The organism is Faecalibacter rhinopitheci, assembly GCF_015234135.1.
Lineage (GTDB): Bacteria > Bacteroidota > Bacteroidia > Flavobacteriales > Weeksellaceae > Empedobacter > Empedobacter rhinopitheci.
The window spans coordinates 291,115-306,342 of sequence record NZ_JADGIK010000004.1 but is presented as its reverse complement, the minus strand read 5'-3'; the positions used below and the strand labels follow the sequence as shown (position 1 = coordinate 306,342).

General features: G+C 30.6%; 11 protein-coding genes and 1 riboswitch. Of the genes, 5 read left to right on the top strand and 6 right to left on the bottom strand.

All coding sequences use genetic code 11. The annotated features are described in order from the left end of the window. Positions 1-232: helix-turn-helix domain-containing protein (locus IM532_RS07910; RefSeq protein WP_194182911.1), on the bottom strand; the 232-nt coding region annotated here is incomplete at its 3' end. A gap of 1,610 nt (positions 233-1,842) precedes the next feature. Continuing rightward, positions 1,843-1,942: riboswitch (SAM riboswitch) on the top strand. Positions 1,943-1,991: 49 nt separating this feature from the next. On the opposite strand from IM532_RS07910, the gene IM532_RS07905 reads away from it, so the two are divergent. From IM532_RS07905 to metF, 3 genes are all read left to right on the top strand, one after another. Then, a complete protein-coding gene (locus tag IM532_RS07905; RefSeq protein WP_194182910.1) occupies positions 1,992-2,990 on the top strand; it encodes a homocysteine S-methyltransferase family protein in 999 nt (332 codons plus the stop codon). Next, positions 2,978-5,632, top strand: a complete 2,655-nt coding sequence (gene metH, locus IM532_RS07900) for a methionine synthase (RefSeq protein WP_194182909.1) — start codon at positions 2,978-2,980, stop codon at positions 5,630-5,632. The genes IM532_RS07905 and metH overlap by 13 nt, the downstream gene beginning before the upstream one ends. Positions 5,633-5,724: 92 nt before the next feature. Next, positions 5,725-6,681 (top strand): methylenetetrahydrofolate reductase [NAD(P)H], encoded by a 957-nt coding sequence (gene metF, locus IM532_RS07895; RefSeq protein WP_194182908.1) that lies wholly within the window; start codon positions 5,725-5,727, stop codon positions 6,679-6,681. 34 nt (positions 6,682-6,715) lie between these two features. On the opposite strand, the gene IM532_RS07890 is transcribed toward metF, so the two are convergent. From IM532_RS07890 to lipB, 3 genes are all read right to left on the bottom strand, one after another. After that, positions 6,716-7,786, bottom strand: a complete 1,071-nt coding sequence (locus tag IM532_RS07890; RefSeq protein ID WP_194182907.1) for a hypothetical protein — start codon at positions 7,784-7,786, stop codon at positions 6,716-6,718. A gap of 411 nt (positions 7,787-8,197) precedes the next feature. Next, entirely contained in the window at positions 8,198-9,604 is a 1,407-nt protein-coding gene (locus IM532_RS07885; RefSeq protein WP_194182906.1) for an MFS transporter, read from the bottom strand. 205 nt (positions 9,605-9,809) lie between these two features. Continuing rightward, entirely contained in the window at positions 9,810-10,523 is a 714-nt protein-coding gene (gene lipB / locus IM532_RS07880; protein WP_194182905.1) for a lipoyl(octanoyl) transferase LipB, read from the bottom strand. 196 nt (positions 10,524-10,719) lie between these two features. Between lipB and IM532_RS07875 the strand changes: the two genes are divergently transcribed. Both IM532_RS07875 and IM532_RS07870 read left to right on the top strand, forming a co-directional pair. After that, positions 10,720-12,864, top strand: coding sequence for a S46 family peptidase (locus IM532_RS07875; protein WP_194182904.1), 2,145 nt, complete (start codon positions 10,720-10,722; stop codon positions 12,862-12,864). Positions 12,865-12,933: 69 nt separating this feature from the next. After that, complete coding sequence (locus IM532_RS07870; RefSeq protein ID WP_194182903.1) at positions 12,934-14,064, top strand: AI-2E family transporter; 1,131 nt, start codon at positions 12,934-12,936, stop codon at positions 14,062-14,064. Between the two features lie 96 nt (positions 14,065-14,160). Here IM532_RS07870 and IM532_RS07865 read toward each other — a convergent pair whose 3' ends face one another. Beyond that, positions 14,161-14,736, bottom strand: coding sequence for a phosphatase PAP2 family protein (locus IM532_RS07865; RefSeq protein WP_194182902.1), 576 nt, complete (start codon positions 14,734-14,736; stop codon positions 14,161-14,163). After that, positions 14,736-15,203, bottom strand: coding sequence for a Sec-independent protein translocase subunit TatA/TatB (locus tag IM532_RS13815; protein ID WP_317172996.1), 468 nt, complete (start codon positions 15,201-15,203; stop codon positions 14,736-14,738). The genes IM532_RS07865 and IM532_RS13815 overlap by 1 nt, the downstream gene beginning before the upstream one ends. Between the last annotated feature and the right edge of the window lie 25 nt (positions 15,204-15,228).

Here is a 15,228-nt window from a genome sequence, read left to right as displayed (position 1 = left end):
GGCGTAAAATTTTGCTTCTTCCATAGTTTTTATTCATCGAAATTTCAAAGGCAATTTGATGTGAAATAAAAGCATCATAACACCTTTTTTTGAACTTATTTACTTCTCTTGAGATAGTACTTTTGTTGCGATTTAATAAAACAGCAATGGATGAAATGGAAAGTTTTTGATCTAAATATTTCTCAATTTTAAATCGTTCTTGTTGGGATAATCTTGTATAATTTTGGCTCATAACAACACTAAATTAATAATTTATAGTGTTGCATTAGTTTTCTGAACCCGCGATCATATTGCCGATAACGGGTCGGTTGTTAGCGATTATACAAAATAAAATGTACAAACAATTAACCTTACCCTATATTTCAAATATACAAAAAAACTTAATAAATAAGCTTTCAAGCGTATATTTAACAACAGTATATTATAAGAATTTATTAATATCTAATAAAATGTCGGTTCACAAAATTTTATTAAACAAAAAAGCAGGATATTAATCCTGCTTTTTCAATTTAAACACCTCATCAATAATCTTTAAATGTTCTGCATCTTGAATTTTATGATTACGCTTACCAAAGTAATTAAAAGTCATATCTCTACTTTTATGACCTTGTATACTTTCAATAATATGTTGATTGATTAGCAAATTATGAGCGATAGTATTAAATGTATGTCTGGATGAATTAGAACGTATAGACTTACTTATTTCAAGTTCACGTAATATAATTCTAATGAAGTAATTAAATTTTTAAAACGCTTGATCATAGATCATAACCTACTTCATTAGTATTAATATCTGGGATGAAGTCAAATAAATATTTTGAATTTGGAGTTCAATAACTCTCCGGTATTCTAAGACCAAGTTCAAGTATTAAATTATCAATAAATTGCCCACCTCCTTTTGATTTTAGTTTTTGTCTATAAAATTGAGTTCGATTATTCTTTATTTTAGACCATTTTAGATGCGATAGTTTAACAAAATTGTGACCACCAATTAATAATAAGAAGATGTATAAATGGATTGCTCTTTAAATTTGAAAATTATCTGCTCTTATATGACTTCTTTCAAAATTTCTATTGTCATATAACTTTTTAAACTCTTCTATAGATAAAGCGAAATCTTGCTTTTGATCATAATTCACAAAATTATGATTTGCGAATGGGTTTATAGTATATGAAGTAATCACACCTTTTTGAATTGCATCAAAATACACTTGCTTTAAAATATTAAAGTATGCGAAACCATTTCCAATTTTTCTTATTATAAGTATAGAATTTCTCTAGAAACTTATAATCAATTTCATTTAAATAAGAATCATCGGCAAAATGAGAAAATCTTGGTAAAGGCAGAAATGTTCTCACTTTTTGTCACGTTCAAGCTTAACCTCGATAAATTGAGCTAAATATTAATTAAATAAAACTGAATATTCCTTTGATTTTAGCATTTTCAACTCTTGTTCTAGTAGTAAAATATGCTCCTGAGTGCTAATTAATGATGGAATTACATTTTTTATTATATCCAAAGATTTTTCTAAATCAAGATTGTTCTTATTGATATAATCAAGTTAAGCATCTAGTTCGACTTCTCTTTGTCTAATAAATAGATTTCTGACCAAATTTTCTTCATCTTAATATTGCTTTAAAGCAATGTATCTATGATAATTAGCTTCATCATAAACACGTATTTTCAAAGGAAATTTATTAGATTTGTTGCGCTTGCGAGTATAAAATCAAATTACAGCAGAAATTGTTCATTTCATACACTATACTAATGTAGGAATTAAACAAACTTTTAAGACAAGTTTAAACGGCTTTTTTTAGTAGACTTGCAGCATACATATAATAACCTTATGACGAAAGATGGAGGGACTAGGCCCGTTGATATCTTAGCAACCCAAATTTAGCTGGGTGCTACATCCTACTCTACAAAAGAGAAAAATAAGGAAACTGGAAACCACTTCTACTTTCGCTCATAAGTATAATCAAATTATACAATGACATTAAAAGATATATTAAAAGAGCGAATAGCTATTTTAGACGGTGCAATGGGAACGATGATCCAAAAGCACAACTTACAAGAAGAAGATTATAGAGGTGAACGATTTAAAGATTTCCATACTTCATTAAAAGGGAATAATGATTTATTAGTACTAACTCAACCCAAAATCATCAAAGATATTCACCGAGAATATTTAGCTGCCGGAGCAGATTTAATTGAAACCAACACGTTTAATGCAAACATCATATCGATGCAAGATTATGATATGGTTGATTTGGTCGACGAATTAAATCGTGAAGCGGTTCGTTTAGCAAAAGAAGCTTGTACTGAATATTCTACACCAAATAAACCTCGTTTTGTTCTAGGATCTTTAGGTCCTACAAATAAAACAGCCTCTATTTCTCCTCAAGTTAATGACCCTAGTTATCGAGATATTGATTTTGATACTTTAGCAAATGTTTATTATCGACAAGCTAAAACAATGATAGAAGCTGGTGTAGATGCTCTTTTAGTTGAAACAATTTTTGATACATTAAATGCAAAAGCAGCATTTTATGGCATTCAAGATGCAATAGAATCTACCGGAATCAATATACCATTAATGGCTTCGGGCACAATTACAGACAAATCTGGACGTACTTTATCAGGTCAAACCACTGAAGCGTTTTTAATTTCTTTAGAACATATCGATTTACTTTCTGTTGGTTTAAATTGTGCTTTAGGGGCAACGGATTTAATTCCCTATTTAGAAGTTTTAGCCGATAAAGCACCATTCTATGTCAGTGCATATCCTAATGCTGGTTTACCAAATGCTTTTGGAGGATATGATGAAACAGCTGAAATGATGCGTGAACATATTCGTCCATTCTTAGAGAAAAAATTGGTTAATATCATTGGCGGATGCTGCGGAACAACTCCAGAACATATCCAAATGATGGCCGAAATAGCAAAAGATTACGAACCTAGAAAAATAGCAGAACAATGTCAGGCATAAAAATTCAACTTTCAGGATTAGAACCATTAATTGTTCGCGACAATTCAAATTTTGTAAATGTCGGTGAGCGTACCAATGTAACAGGTTCTAAAAAATTCTTACGCTTAATCAAAGAAGAAAAATTTGAAGAAGCATTACAAGTTGCACGCGATCAAGTTGATGGAGGCGCTCAAATCATTGATATTAATATGGATGAAGGGATGATTGACGGTGTAGCTGCTATGACAAAATTTTTACGATTAATCGCTTCAGAGCCTGACATTTCTAAAGTACCTATTATGATTGATTCTTCGAAATGGGAAATTATAGAAGCTGGTTTAAAAAATGTGCAAGGAAAAGCAATTGTAAATTCTATCTCTTTAAAAGAAGGTGAAGATTTATTTATTGAACATGCGAAGAAAATCAAACGTTACGGTGCTGCTGCTGTAATTATGGCTTTTGATGAAAAAGGTCAAGCCGATAATTTTAATAGACGCATCGAAATCGTAAAACGATCTTATGATATTTTGGTGAATAAAGTCAAATTCAATCCAAAAGATATCATTTTTGACGTTAATATTTTTCCTGTTGCAACCGGAATGGACGAACATCGTCGCAATGCAATTGATTTCTTTGAAGCCACAAAATGGATCAAGGAAAATCTTCCGCATGCTTTAGTTTCGGGTGGAGTTTCTAATGTTTCATTTTCGTTTCGTGGGAATAATACTGTTCGTGAGGCTATGCATTCAGCTTTCCTATATCACGCAATAAAGCACGGTATGGATATGGGAATTGTGAATCCTGAAATGATAGAAATTTATGATGATATCGAACCTCAATTGTTAGAACTCGTAGAAGATGTATTATTGGATCGACGCGATGATGCAACAGAACGTTTAATTGAATTTGCTGAAGGGTTAAAAGGGCTTAAGAAGGAAAAGAAAAAAGATGAAACTTGGCGCGAATTACCTTTAGAAAAGCGTATTGAGATAGCTTTAGTAAAAGGTATAACGGAATTTATTGATGAAGATACAGCCGAAGCATTGACACAAATCGGTTCTCCATTACGCGTAATTGAAGGACCTTTGATGGACGGAATGAATGTTGTAGGTGATTTATTCGGTAGCGGAAAAATGTTTTTACCTCAAGTTGTAAAATCAGCTCGTGTAATGAAAAAAGCTGTAGCATATCTTACTCCATACTTAGAAGAAGAAAAATTACGTAATAAAAGTGAAAAAGAACCTACCAAAATTTTAATAGCTACTGTAAAAGGTGATGTTCATGATATAGGGAAAAATATTGTTTCTGTAGTTTTAAGCTGTAATGGGTTTGAAATTATTGATTTAGGAGTAATGGTTTCAGCGGATAAAATTCTTGATGAAGCTATTAAACAAAAGGTTGATGTAATTGGCCTTAGTGGATTGATAACCCCATCTTTAGATGAAATGGTTTATGTTGCAAAAGAGATGAAGCGTCTTAAATTAGATATTCCACTAATGATTGGTGGAGCTACAACATCTAAAGCACATACAGCTGTAAAAGTCGCTCCAGAATATGAGAAAGCAATTCACGTTTTGGATGCATCCCGTTCTGTCACAATTTGCCAAAAATTAATTGGTCAGCAACAAGCGCAATTATTTGAAGATATAACTATCGATTATACAAAAATCCGAGAGGGATATTTAAATCGAGCTGTTGCAAAAGATTATTTAACAATTGCAGAAGCAAGAGCAAATAAATTAAAGTTAGAATTTGAACCATTTAAACCGAATAAACTAGGGGTTTTTATACATTCTGCTACTGTTACAGAACTAAAAGATTACATTGATTGGACACCTTTCTTTCAAACGTGGGATTTACATGGAAAATTTCCTGCCATTTTAGAAGATGATATTGTAGGACAAAATACAAAAGAATTATACAGCGATGCATTAGAGATGTTAAATAAAATTGAGAAAGAAAATATAGCCCAACCAAAAGGTGTTTTTGGATTATTTAAAGCCAATACAATCAATGATGATACAATTGAATTATTTGATGAGGAAGGTAACAAAATAGATGCGTTCCATACTTTACGTCAACAATCAAAAAAATCTAAGGGCTCTCCAAATTTATCAATTGCTGATTTTATAGCACCAAAAGATACTGGAATTGAAGATTACATTGGTGCATTTGCGGTAACTGCAGGAACTGAAATTGAAGACTTTGCGAAATCATATCAAGACAATTTAGATGATTATAATTCCATTATGGTAAAAGCGATATCAGATCGTTTAGCAGAAGCTTATGCTGAATTCTTACATAAAGAAGTTAGAACAAAATATTGGGGTTATGCAGCGGACGAAGATTTAGAAAATTCAGAATTAATTGCGGAAAAATACAAAGGAATTCGTCCTGCTCCTGGTTATCCAGCTTGTCCAGATCATTTAGAAAAAGAAACAATTTTCAGAATTTTAGATGTAGTGAATAACGCAGGAATTAATTTAACCAGCTCCCTAGCGATGTATCCTGTTTCATCAGTTTCAGGATATTTCTTTGGAAATCCAAAAGCAAAATATTTTGGAGTTGGAAAAATAAAAATGGATCAAGTAGAAGATTTCGCTCAACGCAAAGAAATCTCTATTGAAGAAGCTAAACGTTGGTTGAATCCAAATTTAGCTTAATTGAGTTGATAGTTTTTAAGTTTAGAGTTACAAGTAAAAAGTAACAAAAATTATACACAAAACAAGAATCGATTTTCGAAAAACGATATAGAATGAAAGTTACTGAACATATTGAACGTGCCAATGGAAAACCGTTGTTTTCAGTGGAAATATTGCCTCCATTAAAAGGGCAAGATGTGAATTGCACATTCAAAACTTTAGATCCTTTAGCCGAATTAAATCCTGCTTTTATCGATGTAACATATCATCGCCAAGAGTTCATTTATAAGCAGAAAGACAATGGTTTATTAAAGCGTTACCAAGTAAGAAAGCGACCAGGAACCGTTGCGATTTGTGCAGCAATACAGAATCATTATAAAATTGATGCAATTCCACACTTAATATGTGGAGGATTTACGAAAGAAGATACAGAAGATGCTCTAATCGATTTAAATTTCTTAGGCATTGATAATGTATTAGTTTTAAGAGGAGATCCTATTAAAACTGAGAAAAATTTTATTCCTGAAAAAGGTGGTAATGCATTTGCCTCTGATTTAATAGAACAAGTTGTGAATTTAAATCATGGTAAATATTTGGATGATGACATACAAGAAACGTATCCAATGGATTTTTGTATCGGAATCTCAGGATATCCTGAAAAGCATTTTGAATCACCCAACTTAGCAATGGACATGTATTATCTAAAGAAAAAAGTAGACCTTGGTGCTGAATATATTGTTACACAAATGTTTTTTGATAATCATAAATACTTTGATTTTGTCAATAAATGCCGTGAAATGGGTATAAATATTCCGATTATTCCTGGAATTAAACCTTTAACTACTTTTAATCAATTAACTAAAATTCCTCAGAATTTCTATATTGATTTACCCGAAGATTTAGCAATAGAAGTATTAAAAGCAAAAGATAAGGAACAGATTAAAGAAATTGGACTTGAATGGTGTATTAACCAATGTAAAGAATTGCTTGAATTTGGCGTACCAGGATTACATTTCTATACTATGAGTAATTCTGCTAATACAAAAAAAGTAGCCGAAGCGATATTTTAAAATAAAACCTCATCTTTAAAGATGAGGTTTATAATTATGGAGTTGTAACCGCTGTTGGAATTGGATCTTTAGTTGCTACTCCTGTATTGGTTTCTAATTTGTAAAATTGATCTTCGATAGTATAGATTGAATTATTATTAATAACTAAAACATCTATATCCCATAAAAAATATGAATCTTCTAATGGACTCTTTTTATATGGAGCTGTATTCACGAAATCTACACGTATTCTCCATGTATTTCCTGATTTAAATGGGACAATATTTGGCAAAACTTGTTTTAAATCTGACGCTTTATCAGATGTATTATCCACATCAAATAAATTGATATAAGCATTAGAATTCGAATTACTAAAAGTTTCTCCAGCTAAATTTGATTGTTTTAAAACTGCTGACGTGATAATAAGAGTATATTTTGAAGCATCAATTTTAGTATTAAAATCATTAATCCAATCTTCGTTGACACTCGCTCTTAATTTGTATTTAAAATTATAAAATGGTCTTTGAACTTGAGTTGTAGAAAGGGATTTAGTTTCTGGATTCCAATAAACTGGTTTTGAAACATCAGCATTATATGTATCCATAGTTTCAATTTTCACGTTACCATTAACATGTAATTTTGCAGAAGGCGTTACAGTTCCTAAACCCAAATCTCCATTATCTTTTACATAGATATTTTGATTATTTGTACGTTGTTCACCTTTTGAAGTTTTAGCTAATTCAACCCGATCATTAGTTGGGTTATTTATCCATATTTCCTTATTCACATCATATGATAAAGCTTGCCATTTAGTTCCATCAAAATAATAGTATCCTTTTGAAGTTATATTTAAAACTTGCGCTAAACTCGGACCTGTCGAGGTATTTCCGCTGTCGTTTACATAAACTATAGCTCCGGTTTGATTAACACCATATACATTTGCCTGTTTATTAGCTAGTTCAGTTTTTGATATCCGTGGAGCAATAACTCCATCTGCAGTTGTAACAGAATTATTATCTCCAAGTACATCTAATGTTGCTTGAGGAGATTTTGTTGCAATACCCACTTGGGCATTACTATACATGCTCGTAGCACATATACTTAATAAAAGTAATGTTTTTTTCATAAATTAGGTAATAGTTTATCCTCTAAACTCTTAAAATAAGAGCAAGATTAAAGTTGATTGATTGGTTAAGAGTAATATTGTTTATTCTTTAAAAAGAAGTTAATATCTAAATTTTTGAACGGTAGATTTTAAAAGCAGTTTCATAGATAGGTAATAGATTTGGTTTAGAAAGCAAATATATAATAAAGCATAACCAATAAATGTTAATAAAATAAAATTTAACACTTTGATTTACAGCAAGTATTAAATTACACTAACATTGTTTAGAAATGTAAAAAACAAATCTATATAAGTATTTATAATTGAATAATATCCTGAAATAGCTCAATTTTTAAGATATTAAATTATTTGTTACAAAAAAAAGGGTTAGAAATATCTAACCCTTATATAAATTTTAAGTTCTATTTAATTTTAAGCTATAGCTTGATTCTTTAATATTCTTTTTGAAATAACGGCATAAAACCCTAAATAGATAAAACATATTACACACACAATATAACTGAAATGTATAGATGTTAAATCTGCTATATAACCTTGGAATATACTCACAAGTCCACCTCCCATAATCATCATGATTAAAAATGAACTTCCTTGAGAAGTATTTTTTCCTAGACCGCTAATTGCTAATGCAAAAATACAAGGCCATAATGTACTACAGAAAAGTCCCACACTAGTTAAGGCATAGATACTAACTAATCCTTTTGTATTCATTCCAATTAATAAAGAAATAATTCCAATTAAAGAAAAAGTTAAAAGCATTTTTGAAGGATTACCTTCTGTCCAAATAGATGCTATAATCATTATAAAAATAATAAAAGCGTATAAATAGAAAGGTTGTAAATCGTGTCCAGCTAAATAGTTAACGAATAAAAACACACTAAAAGCTAAATATGGAGCAATAAATTTAAGCGCAAGAGTTTTTGATTTATCTAATCCAAACGCTTCCGCTGCTCCACCCCAACGACCAATCATCATACTTGCCCAATATAGTGATACGAAAGGAGCTACTCCAGTAATAGAAAATCCTAGTTCTTTCTGCATATAGTCTGGTAAATTACTTACTGTAGAAACTTCCACCCCTACGTATAAGAAAATTGCAACCATTCCTAATACAAGCTGTGGATACTTTAGTGCTGAGGACCTGTCCTTTAATAATGTATTATTTTCTTCAGTTTCTTCCTCTAAATGATTAGGTAAATTTGAAAATTTTAAAAATATAGCCACTAACAGAAAAGCAACTCCTAAAACCATATACGGAATTTTTATAGACTCAATACTTAGGTTTGTATCGCCATCACTCGCTTTTCCAAATATTGCGAATGCAACAATTAATGGACCTATCGTAGTACCAAGATTATTAATTCCACCAGCAAGCGTAAGCCTCTGAGAACCTGTACTTTTACCTCCTAAAGCAATAGCAAGTGGATTGGCCACTGTTTGTTGTACAGAAAAGCCTAAACCTACTGTAAATAAACCTGCTAACATCAAATAATAAGACCCAGTATTAGCAGCTGGTATAAAGAATAAAGTACCAATAGCAGATAATATTAATCCGAATGCCAATGAATTTTTATAACCATATTTATTAATTAAATCTTGTTTAACTAATAAAGAGATTAACATATAAATTACAGAGCCTACCGTATAAGCTATATAATACGCGAAGGATACCAATTGACTTTGAGCTTGTGTTAAGTCGAAGGATTTCTTAAAAACCGGAATTAAAATATCATTACTTGCAGCAACAAATCCCCAGAAGAAAAAAACCGTAACTAGAGGTATAAATTGCCCCCAATTTGTTTTTTGTGTTGTACTCATATCTTTGTATAATAGTATATTTAAAAAAACTACTTGCTCTGACAAGTAGTTTATAAATATATGTGATTTAAATATAAAAATCCAAGAATATGCTTAAGGTTTTATTAACATTTTTTTATCTTTAATTTATATAAAATAATATTTTGCGTTTTAGTTGCTATAAATAACTTAAGTAGATTATATTAAGAAATATTTTAGAAATAAATTAAACTATATTAACTTCAAAAACATCTTCAAAATGTTTTTTTACATAAGCTTTAACTTCTTCCATATTAAGATCTCGATTTAACTCACGATTTAAAGAAGCAACCGCTTTATCTTTAATCCCACATGGAACAATATATTCAAAATAACGCAAATCGGCATTTACATTTAGTGCAAAACCATGCATCGTTACCCAACGAGAAGCTTTAACTCCCATTGCACAAATCTTACGCGCATACGGCTTACCTACATCTAGCCAAACACCAGTTTCTCCTGGCGATCGTTCACCTTTTAAACCATACTCACCAATCGTGCGAATAATTACTTCTTCCAAATTACGCATATAGAGATGTATATCTGGCTTAAAAGTTTCTAAATCTAAAATAGGATATCCCACCAACTGACCTGGTCCATGATAGGTAATATCTCCTCCACGATTCGTTTTAACAAATGTTGCCTCTATTTCATATAATTTTTCTTCATTTGCCAACATATTCTCTACATCTCCGCTTTTCCCTAAAGTGTATACGTGCGGATGTTCCACAAAAAATAAATGATTCTTTGTGTATTTAAAATCATTTAATCCACTTTTTTCTTGTGCTCTATTATATTGTTTGATGGCTACATTTTCGGCTAATAAGCTTTCTTGCAAATCCCAAATTTCTTGGTAATCGCGACTCATACCTAAATCTTGAAAGAAAACATCATTCTTCATTTTAAATAGTTTTTGTGAAACAAATCTACAAATCATAATTGAAATAATTATCCTATTCTTTCCCTATAAATTATAGCATTATATTATCGTTTTTCCTTTAGTAACGCACTTTTACTAATATTTTAAATTATAATTTATGCCTTTATCCTTCTAATCTGTATATTTGGAAAGTTTATCTATTATAAAAATAAGAATCATGAAAAAAATGATGGTTAGAGGATCTTTATTATTCACTTTATTGGCAAGTTATATGGGATTTGCACAACAAGGTGGTGGTATGTGGATTCCTACAGAATTGAATGAGAAAGAGATGAAAGAGATGGGATTAAAAATCTCTTCGAAAGATATCTTTAGTACAGGTGATAAAAGTATAAATAATGCTGTGGCTCATTTTGGTGGTGGATGTACATCAGAGGTAATTTCTCCACAAGGTTTACTACTTACAAATCACCACTGTGGATATGGTCAAATCCAATCTCATTCGTCATTAGAAAATGATTATTTAGCAGATGGATTTTGGGCTAAAGAATTAAAAGATGAATTACCTAACAAAGGTTTAACTGCTACTTTTATTGTTGACATTAAAAATGTTACAAAAGACATTTTAAAAGGAGTTAAAAATGAAATGACAGAGGAACAGCGCGAAGCTATCGTTAAAGCAAATATTGAAAAATTAAATGCCGCAACGAAAAAAGAGTCGTTTCAAGAAACTTTCATTAAGCCATTTTATAAAGGAAATGAATATTACCAATTTAAAACAGAAACGTTTAATGATGTGCGTTTAGTTGGTGCTCCACCATCATCTATTGGTAAATATGGTAATGATACGGATAACTGGGTTTGGCCAAGACATACAGGAGATTTCTCTATGTTTAGAATTTATGCTGATAAGAATAATAAACCTGCAGATTATTCCGTAGATAACGTTCCATATACTCCAAAACACCACTTACCAATTAATATTAATGGGATTGCACAAGACGATTTCACATTTGTATATGGTTTCCCAGGAAGTACAGATGAATATCTTCCTTCTGCATCATTGGAACAAATCAAAGAATCATTAAATCCTGCACGTATTAACGTTCGTACAATTGCATTATCTCATATCGATAAAAAAATGCGAGAAGACAATGCAACGCGTATAGCTTATGCATCAAAGCAAGCACGTATATCTAATGCTCACAAAAAGTGGATTGGTGAAAACTTAGGTTTAAACCGCTCTAAAGCAGTTGAAAAACGTCAGCAATATGAAACTGAATTCTTAAAACGAATTGAGAATAATAAAAATTTAAAATCTCAATACGGTACTATTATCTCAGATTTAAATAAGGTGATTAAATCTAATGAGGATTACAACTTAGCTTACAATGTATATGCAGAAACTTTCAGTTCAAATTCTGAAACTTTCCGTATGGCAATGGCTTTAAATAATGTTGTAAACGCAATTGGTAAACCAAATTACGAAGAAGTAAAAAATAGAATTGTAAATCAGTTAGCAGGAATGCACAAAGATTATGATGCACAATTAGACGCATTAATTTCTTCTGATTTAGCAGATAATTATTTTAAAGTAATACCAACTAATTTATTACCAGAAACATCAGCTAATAATATAAAAACAGCCTTAAATAATTCTGTAGTTAACGGAACTAAAAAGATAAATGGTCAATCAATTGTAGGTTCTATTCAAGAATTAGCGAAAGATGATAAAGCCTTTATTGCTGCTTTAAAAGAAGATGCATTAATCCAAGAGATTAACAAAGTAGTTGTAGGAACACAAGCAAAAATTACACCTTCATATTTAGCAAATAACGCTCAAATCAACAAGTTAATGCGTACGTACATGAAAGGTCAGATGGAAGTTTTCAAGGATAAGAAAATATTTCCAGATGCAAATTCAACATTACGCGTAACTTATGGTAAAGTTGACGGTTACCAACCACGCGATGCTGTAAAATATGAGCCAATTACTTACTTAGATGGAGTAATTGAGAAATATGTTCCTGGAGATTATGAATTTGATTTACCAAAACATATGTTACATTTATATGAGTCTCAAGATTACGGAAACTATAAAAATGCAACAGGTAAATTACCAATCAACTTTATAGCTACTAATCACACAACTGGAGGAAATTCTGGTTCACCAGCTTTAAATGCGAAAGGAGAATTAATCGGATTAAACTTTGACCGTGTGTGGGAAGGTACAATGTCTGACTTAAATTATGATCCTGAAATTTGCCGAAATATTATGGTAGACGCTCGTTACATTTTATGGGTGGTGGATAAATATGCAGGAGCTCAACGTCTAATTGACGAAATGACAATTGTAAAATAAAATAATTTCACTTAATTTTATAAAGCACTTACATTCATACAGTAAGTGCTTTTTTTAATCAATTTCTTTATGCTAAAAAGAACTCTTCAATTCCCTTTTTATGTAAAACTAGCGTGTACATTGGTTTCCATCCTGCTATTAGGTTGGTTTGCAATTATCGGACAAACTATATTGATTCCTTTAATTTTAGGTTTTTTAGTATCCATATTATTAGTTCCATTTTGCAATTTTTTCGAAAGATATTTACACTTTCCAAGAGTTCTTTCCAGTATCACAACTACATTACTATTTCTAGGTTTTATAGCTGGAGTAATGTATGTTCTTGTCAATCAGCTAATGGATATTGCAGATGAATGGCCTGCCTTCCAAAATCAAATGCTGGAATTATTTAATAATGCCCAACGTTGGATTCATAAAAATTATGGTATAAATTCTAACATGCAATTACAATATTTAAATGAAAATTTAAGTAAAACTTTCGATGTTGGAACAATAGTATTAGAAAGACTTTTGGGAGGTATCACACGCTATTCTGTGCTCTTATTATTTACATTCTTATATATCGTTTTTATACTTATTTACCGTAGACATCTTATTCGGTTTGTATTTTATATATTTCATGAAAATCAGCACAAAAGTGTTTTATCCGTGATATATACTACACAACATATGGTAAAACAATATCTTATCGGATTATTTATGCAAATAATTATTGTATCAACCTTAAGTTTTATTGCATTTAGTCTATTAGGGATCAAATATAGTTTTGTTCTTGCTTTATTAACTGGAATTTTAAATATAATACCATATGTAGGCATCACAATATCTTTATTTATCTCCGTAATAATAACTTTTGCAACGTCTACTCCAACACATGTTTTATTAGTACTTATAGCCTATGTTGTTGTACATGCGATTGATGGAAATATTGTAATGCCTAAAATTGTAGGTTCTAAGGTAAAAGTAAATTCTTTGATGGTTATAATAGGTTTAGTTGTTGGAGAAATAACTTGGGGAATAATGGGCATGTTTCTTTCCATTCCAATTTTGGCAATGTCAAAAATAATATTTGATCATATACCAGAACTTAAACCTTGGGGATTTTTATTAGGAGAAGAGAAATCAGAAAGATTAAATCCCAATGTAGAGAAATATTTCACAAAGAATCGAAAATTATTTAAATCGAAAGAAAAGAAGTGAGTTTATTAAACTTATAAACAACTCTATAAAAGTTTTAAAATCTAAAACCATTTCTATTTAACATAAAAAAGTTCTTCATTGCTGAAGAACTTTTTTTTATAATTTATCTTGGTATTTATTTAGAGCGAAAAAATATAATTTTGAAAAAATAACTCCAAAAATAATTCCGATAATAGATCCAAAGAAGATATCTCCTGTAAAATGCACACCTACATATACTCTACTATAAGCAATCATAATAGCCCAAAGTATCAATACATAGATTAACCATTTGTAGTGTTTATATAGTATTAAACCTAAAAATATGGCAACAGCAACATGATTTGAAGCATGCGCGGAAGTAAACCCAAATTTTCCTCTTCCCTCACAATCTATCGCACGAAAGGCACCTTGTATATCAGGATTATGACATGGCCTTAACCTTTCAAAATAGTTTTTAAAAACATTAGATAGCTGATCTGCACAGGTAATCATAAGTGCTATACATACTGCTACTAATAATGTTTTTTTCCATCCAAATTTAAAATATAATACGATGATAAAAAAAGCATACAAAGGAATCCAAGTTTCTTTTTGTGTTATGACTAACCAAAAAGAATCCCATTTTGATTCACCTAAATTATTGAAATATAAAAACCATTGTATATCCCAATTAAAAAAATCTTGAACCATTATCTGCTAATAGAACCTCCATTTCCCAATTCATTTTCACTAGCAATTTCTATTTCTGTTTTTGCTAACTGAATTGTTTCTTTAATATCTGACGTTGGATCAACAGTTTTTTCAGGCTCATCCATTTTCATGATAGAATTTTCAAAATCTTGTAATGGATCTTCTAAAGCTCTTGCAATATCTTTTGAAGGATCTGTATTTACAAAAGCATTTTTTATTTCTTCTGTAGGATCTAGACCTTTGATCGTTTCTCTGATTTCTTTCGTAGGATCTAAATCAGCAGCGGGATTTAAAATTTCTTGTTTTATATCTTCTGTTGCTTCTTTCATTTTACGAACGCCTTGACCTAATCCGCGAGCGATTTCTGGAATTTTATCAGGTCCAAAAATTACAACTGCAACAACTAGGATTATCATTATTTCCTTAAACTCTAAGAAAGCCGGGTATATTACTAATAGATTATTCACATCACAAATTTAAAGGACAAAGTTA

Bases quoted from the DNA above. Each gene is read 5' to 3' on its own strand.
- IM532_RS07890 (WP_194182907.1), bottom strand. From the start codon at position 7,786: ATGAAAAAAACATTACTTTTATTAAGTATATGTGCTACGAGCATGTAT.
- IM532_RS07885 (WP_194182906.1), bottom strand. From the start codon at position 9,604: ATGAGTACAACACAAAAAACAAATTGGGGGCAATTTATACCTCTAGTT.
- IM532_RS07905 (WP_194182910.1), top strand. From the start codon at position 1,992: ATGACATTAAAAGATATATTAAAAGAGCGAATAGCTATTTTAGACGGT.
- lipB (WP_194182905.1), bottom strand. From the start codon at position 10,523: ATGAAGAATGATGTTTTCTTTCAAGATTTAGGTATGAGTCGCGATTAC.
- IM532_RS07870 (WP_194182903.1), top strand. From the start codon at position 12,934: ATGCTAAAAAGAACTCTTCAATTCCCTTTTTATGTAAAACTAGCGTGT.
- IM532_RS07875 (WP_194182904.1), top strand. From the start codon at position 10,720: ATGAAAAAAATGATGGTTAGAGGATCTTTATTATTCACTTTATTGGCA.
- metF (WP_194182908.1), top strand. From the start codon at position 5,725: ATGAAAGTTACTGAACATATTGAACGTGCCAATGGAAAACCGTTGTTT.
- IM532_RS07865 (WP_194182902.1), bottom strand. From the start codon at position 14,736: ATGGTTCAAGATTTTTTTAATTGGGATATACAATGGTTTTTATATTTC.
- metH (WP_194182909.1), top strand. From the start codon at position 2,978: ATGTCAGGCATAAAAATTCAACTTTCAGGATTAGAACCATTAATTGTT.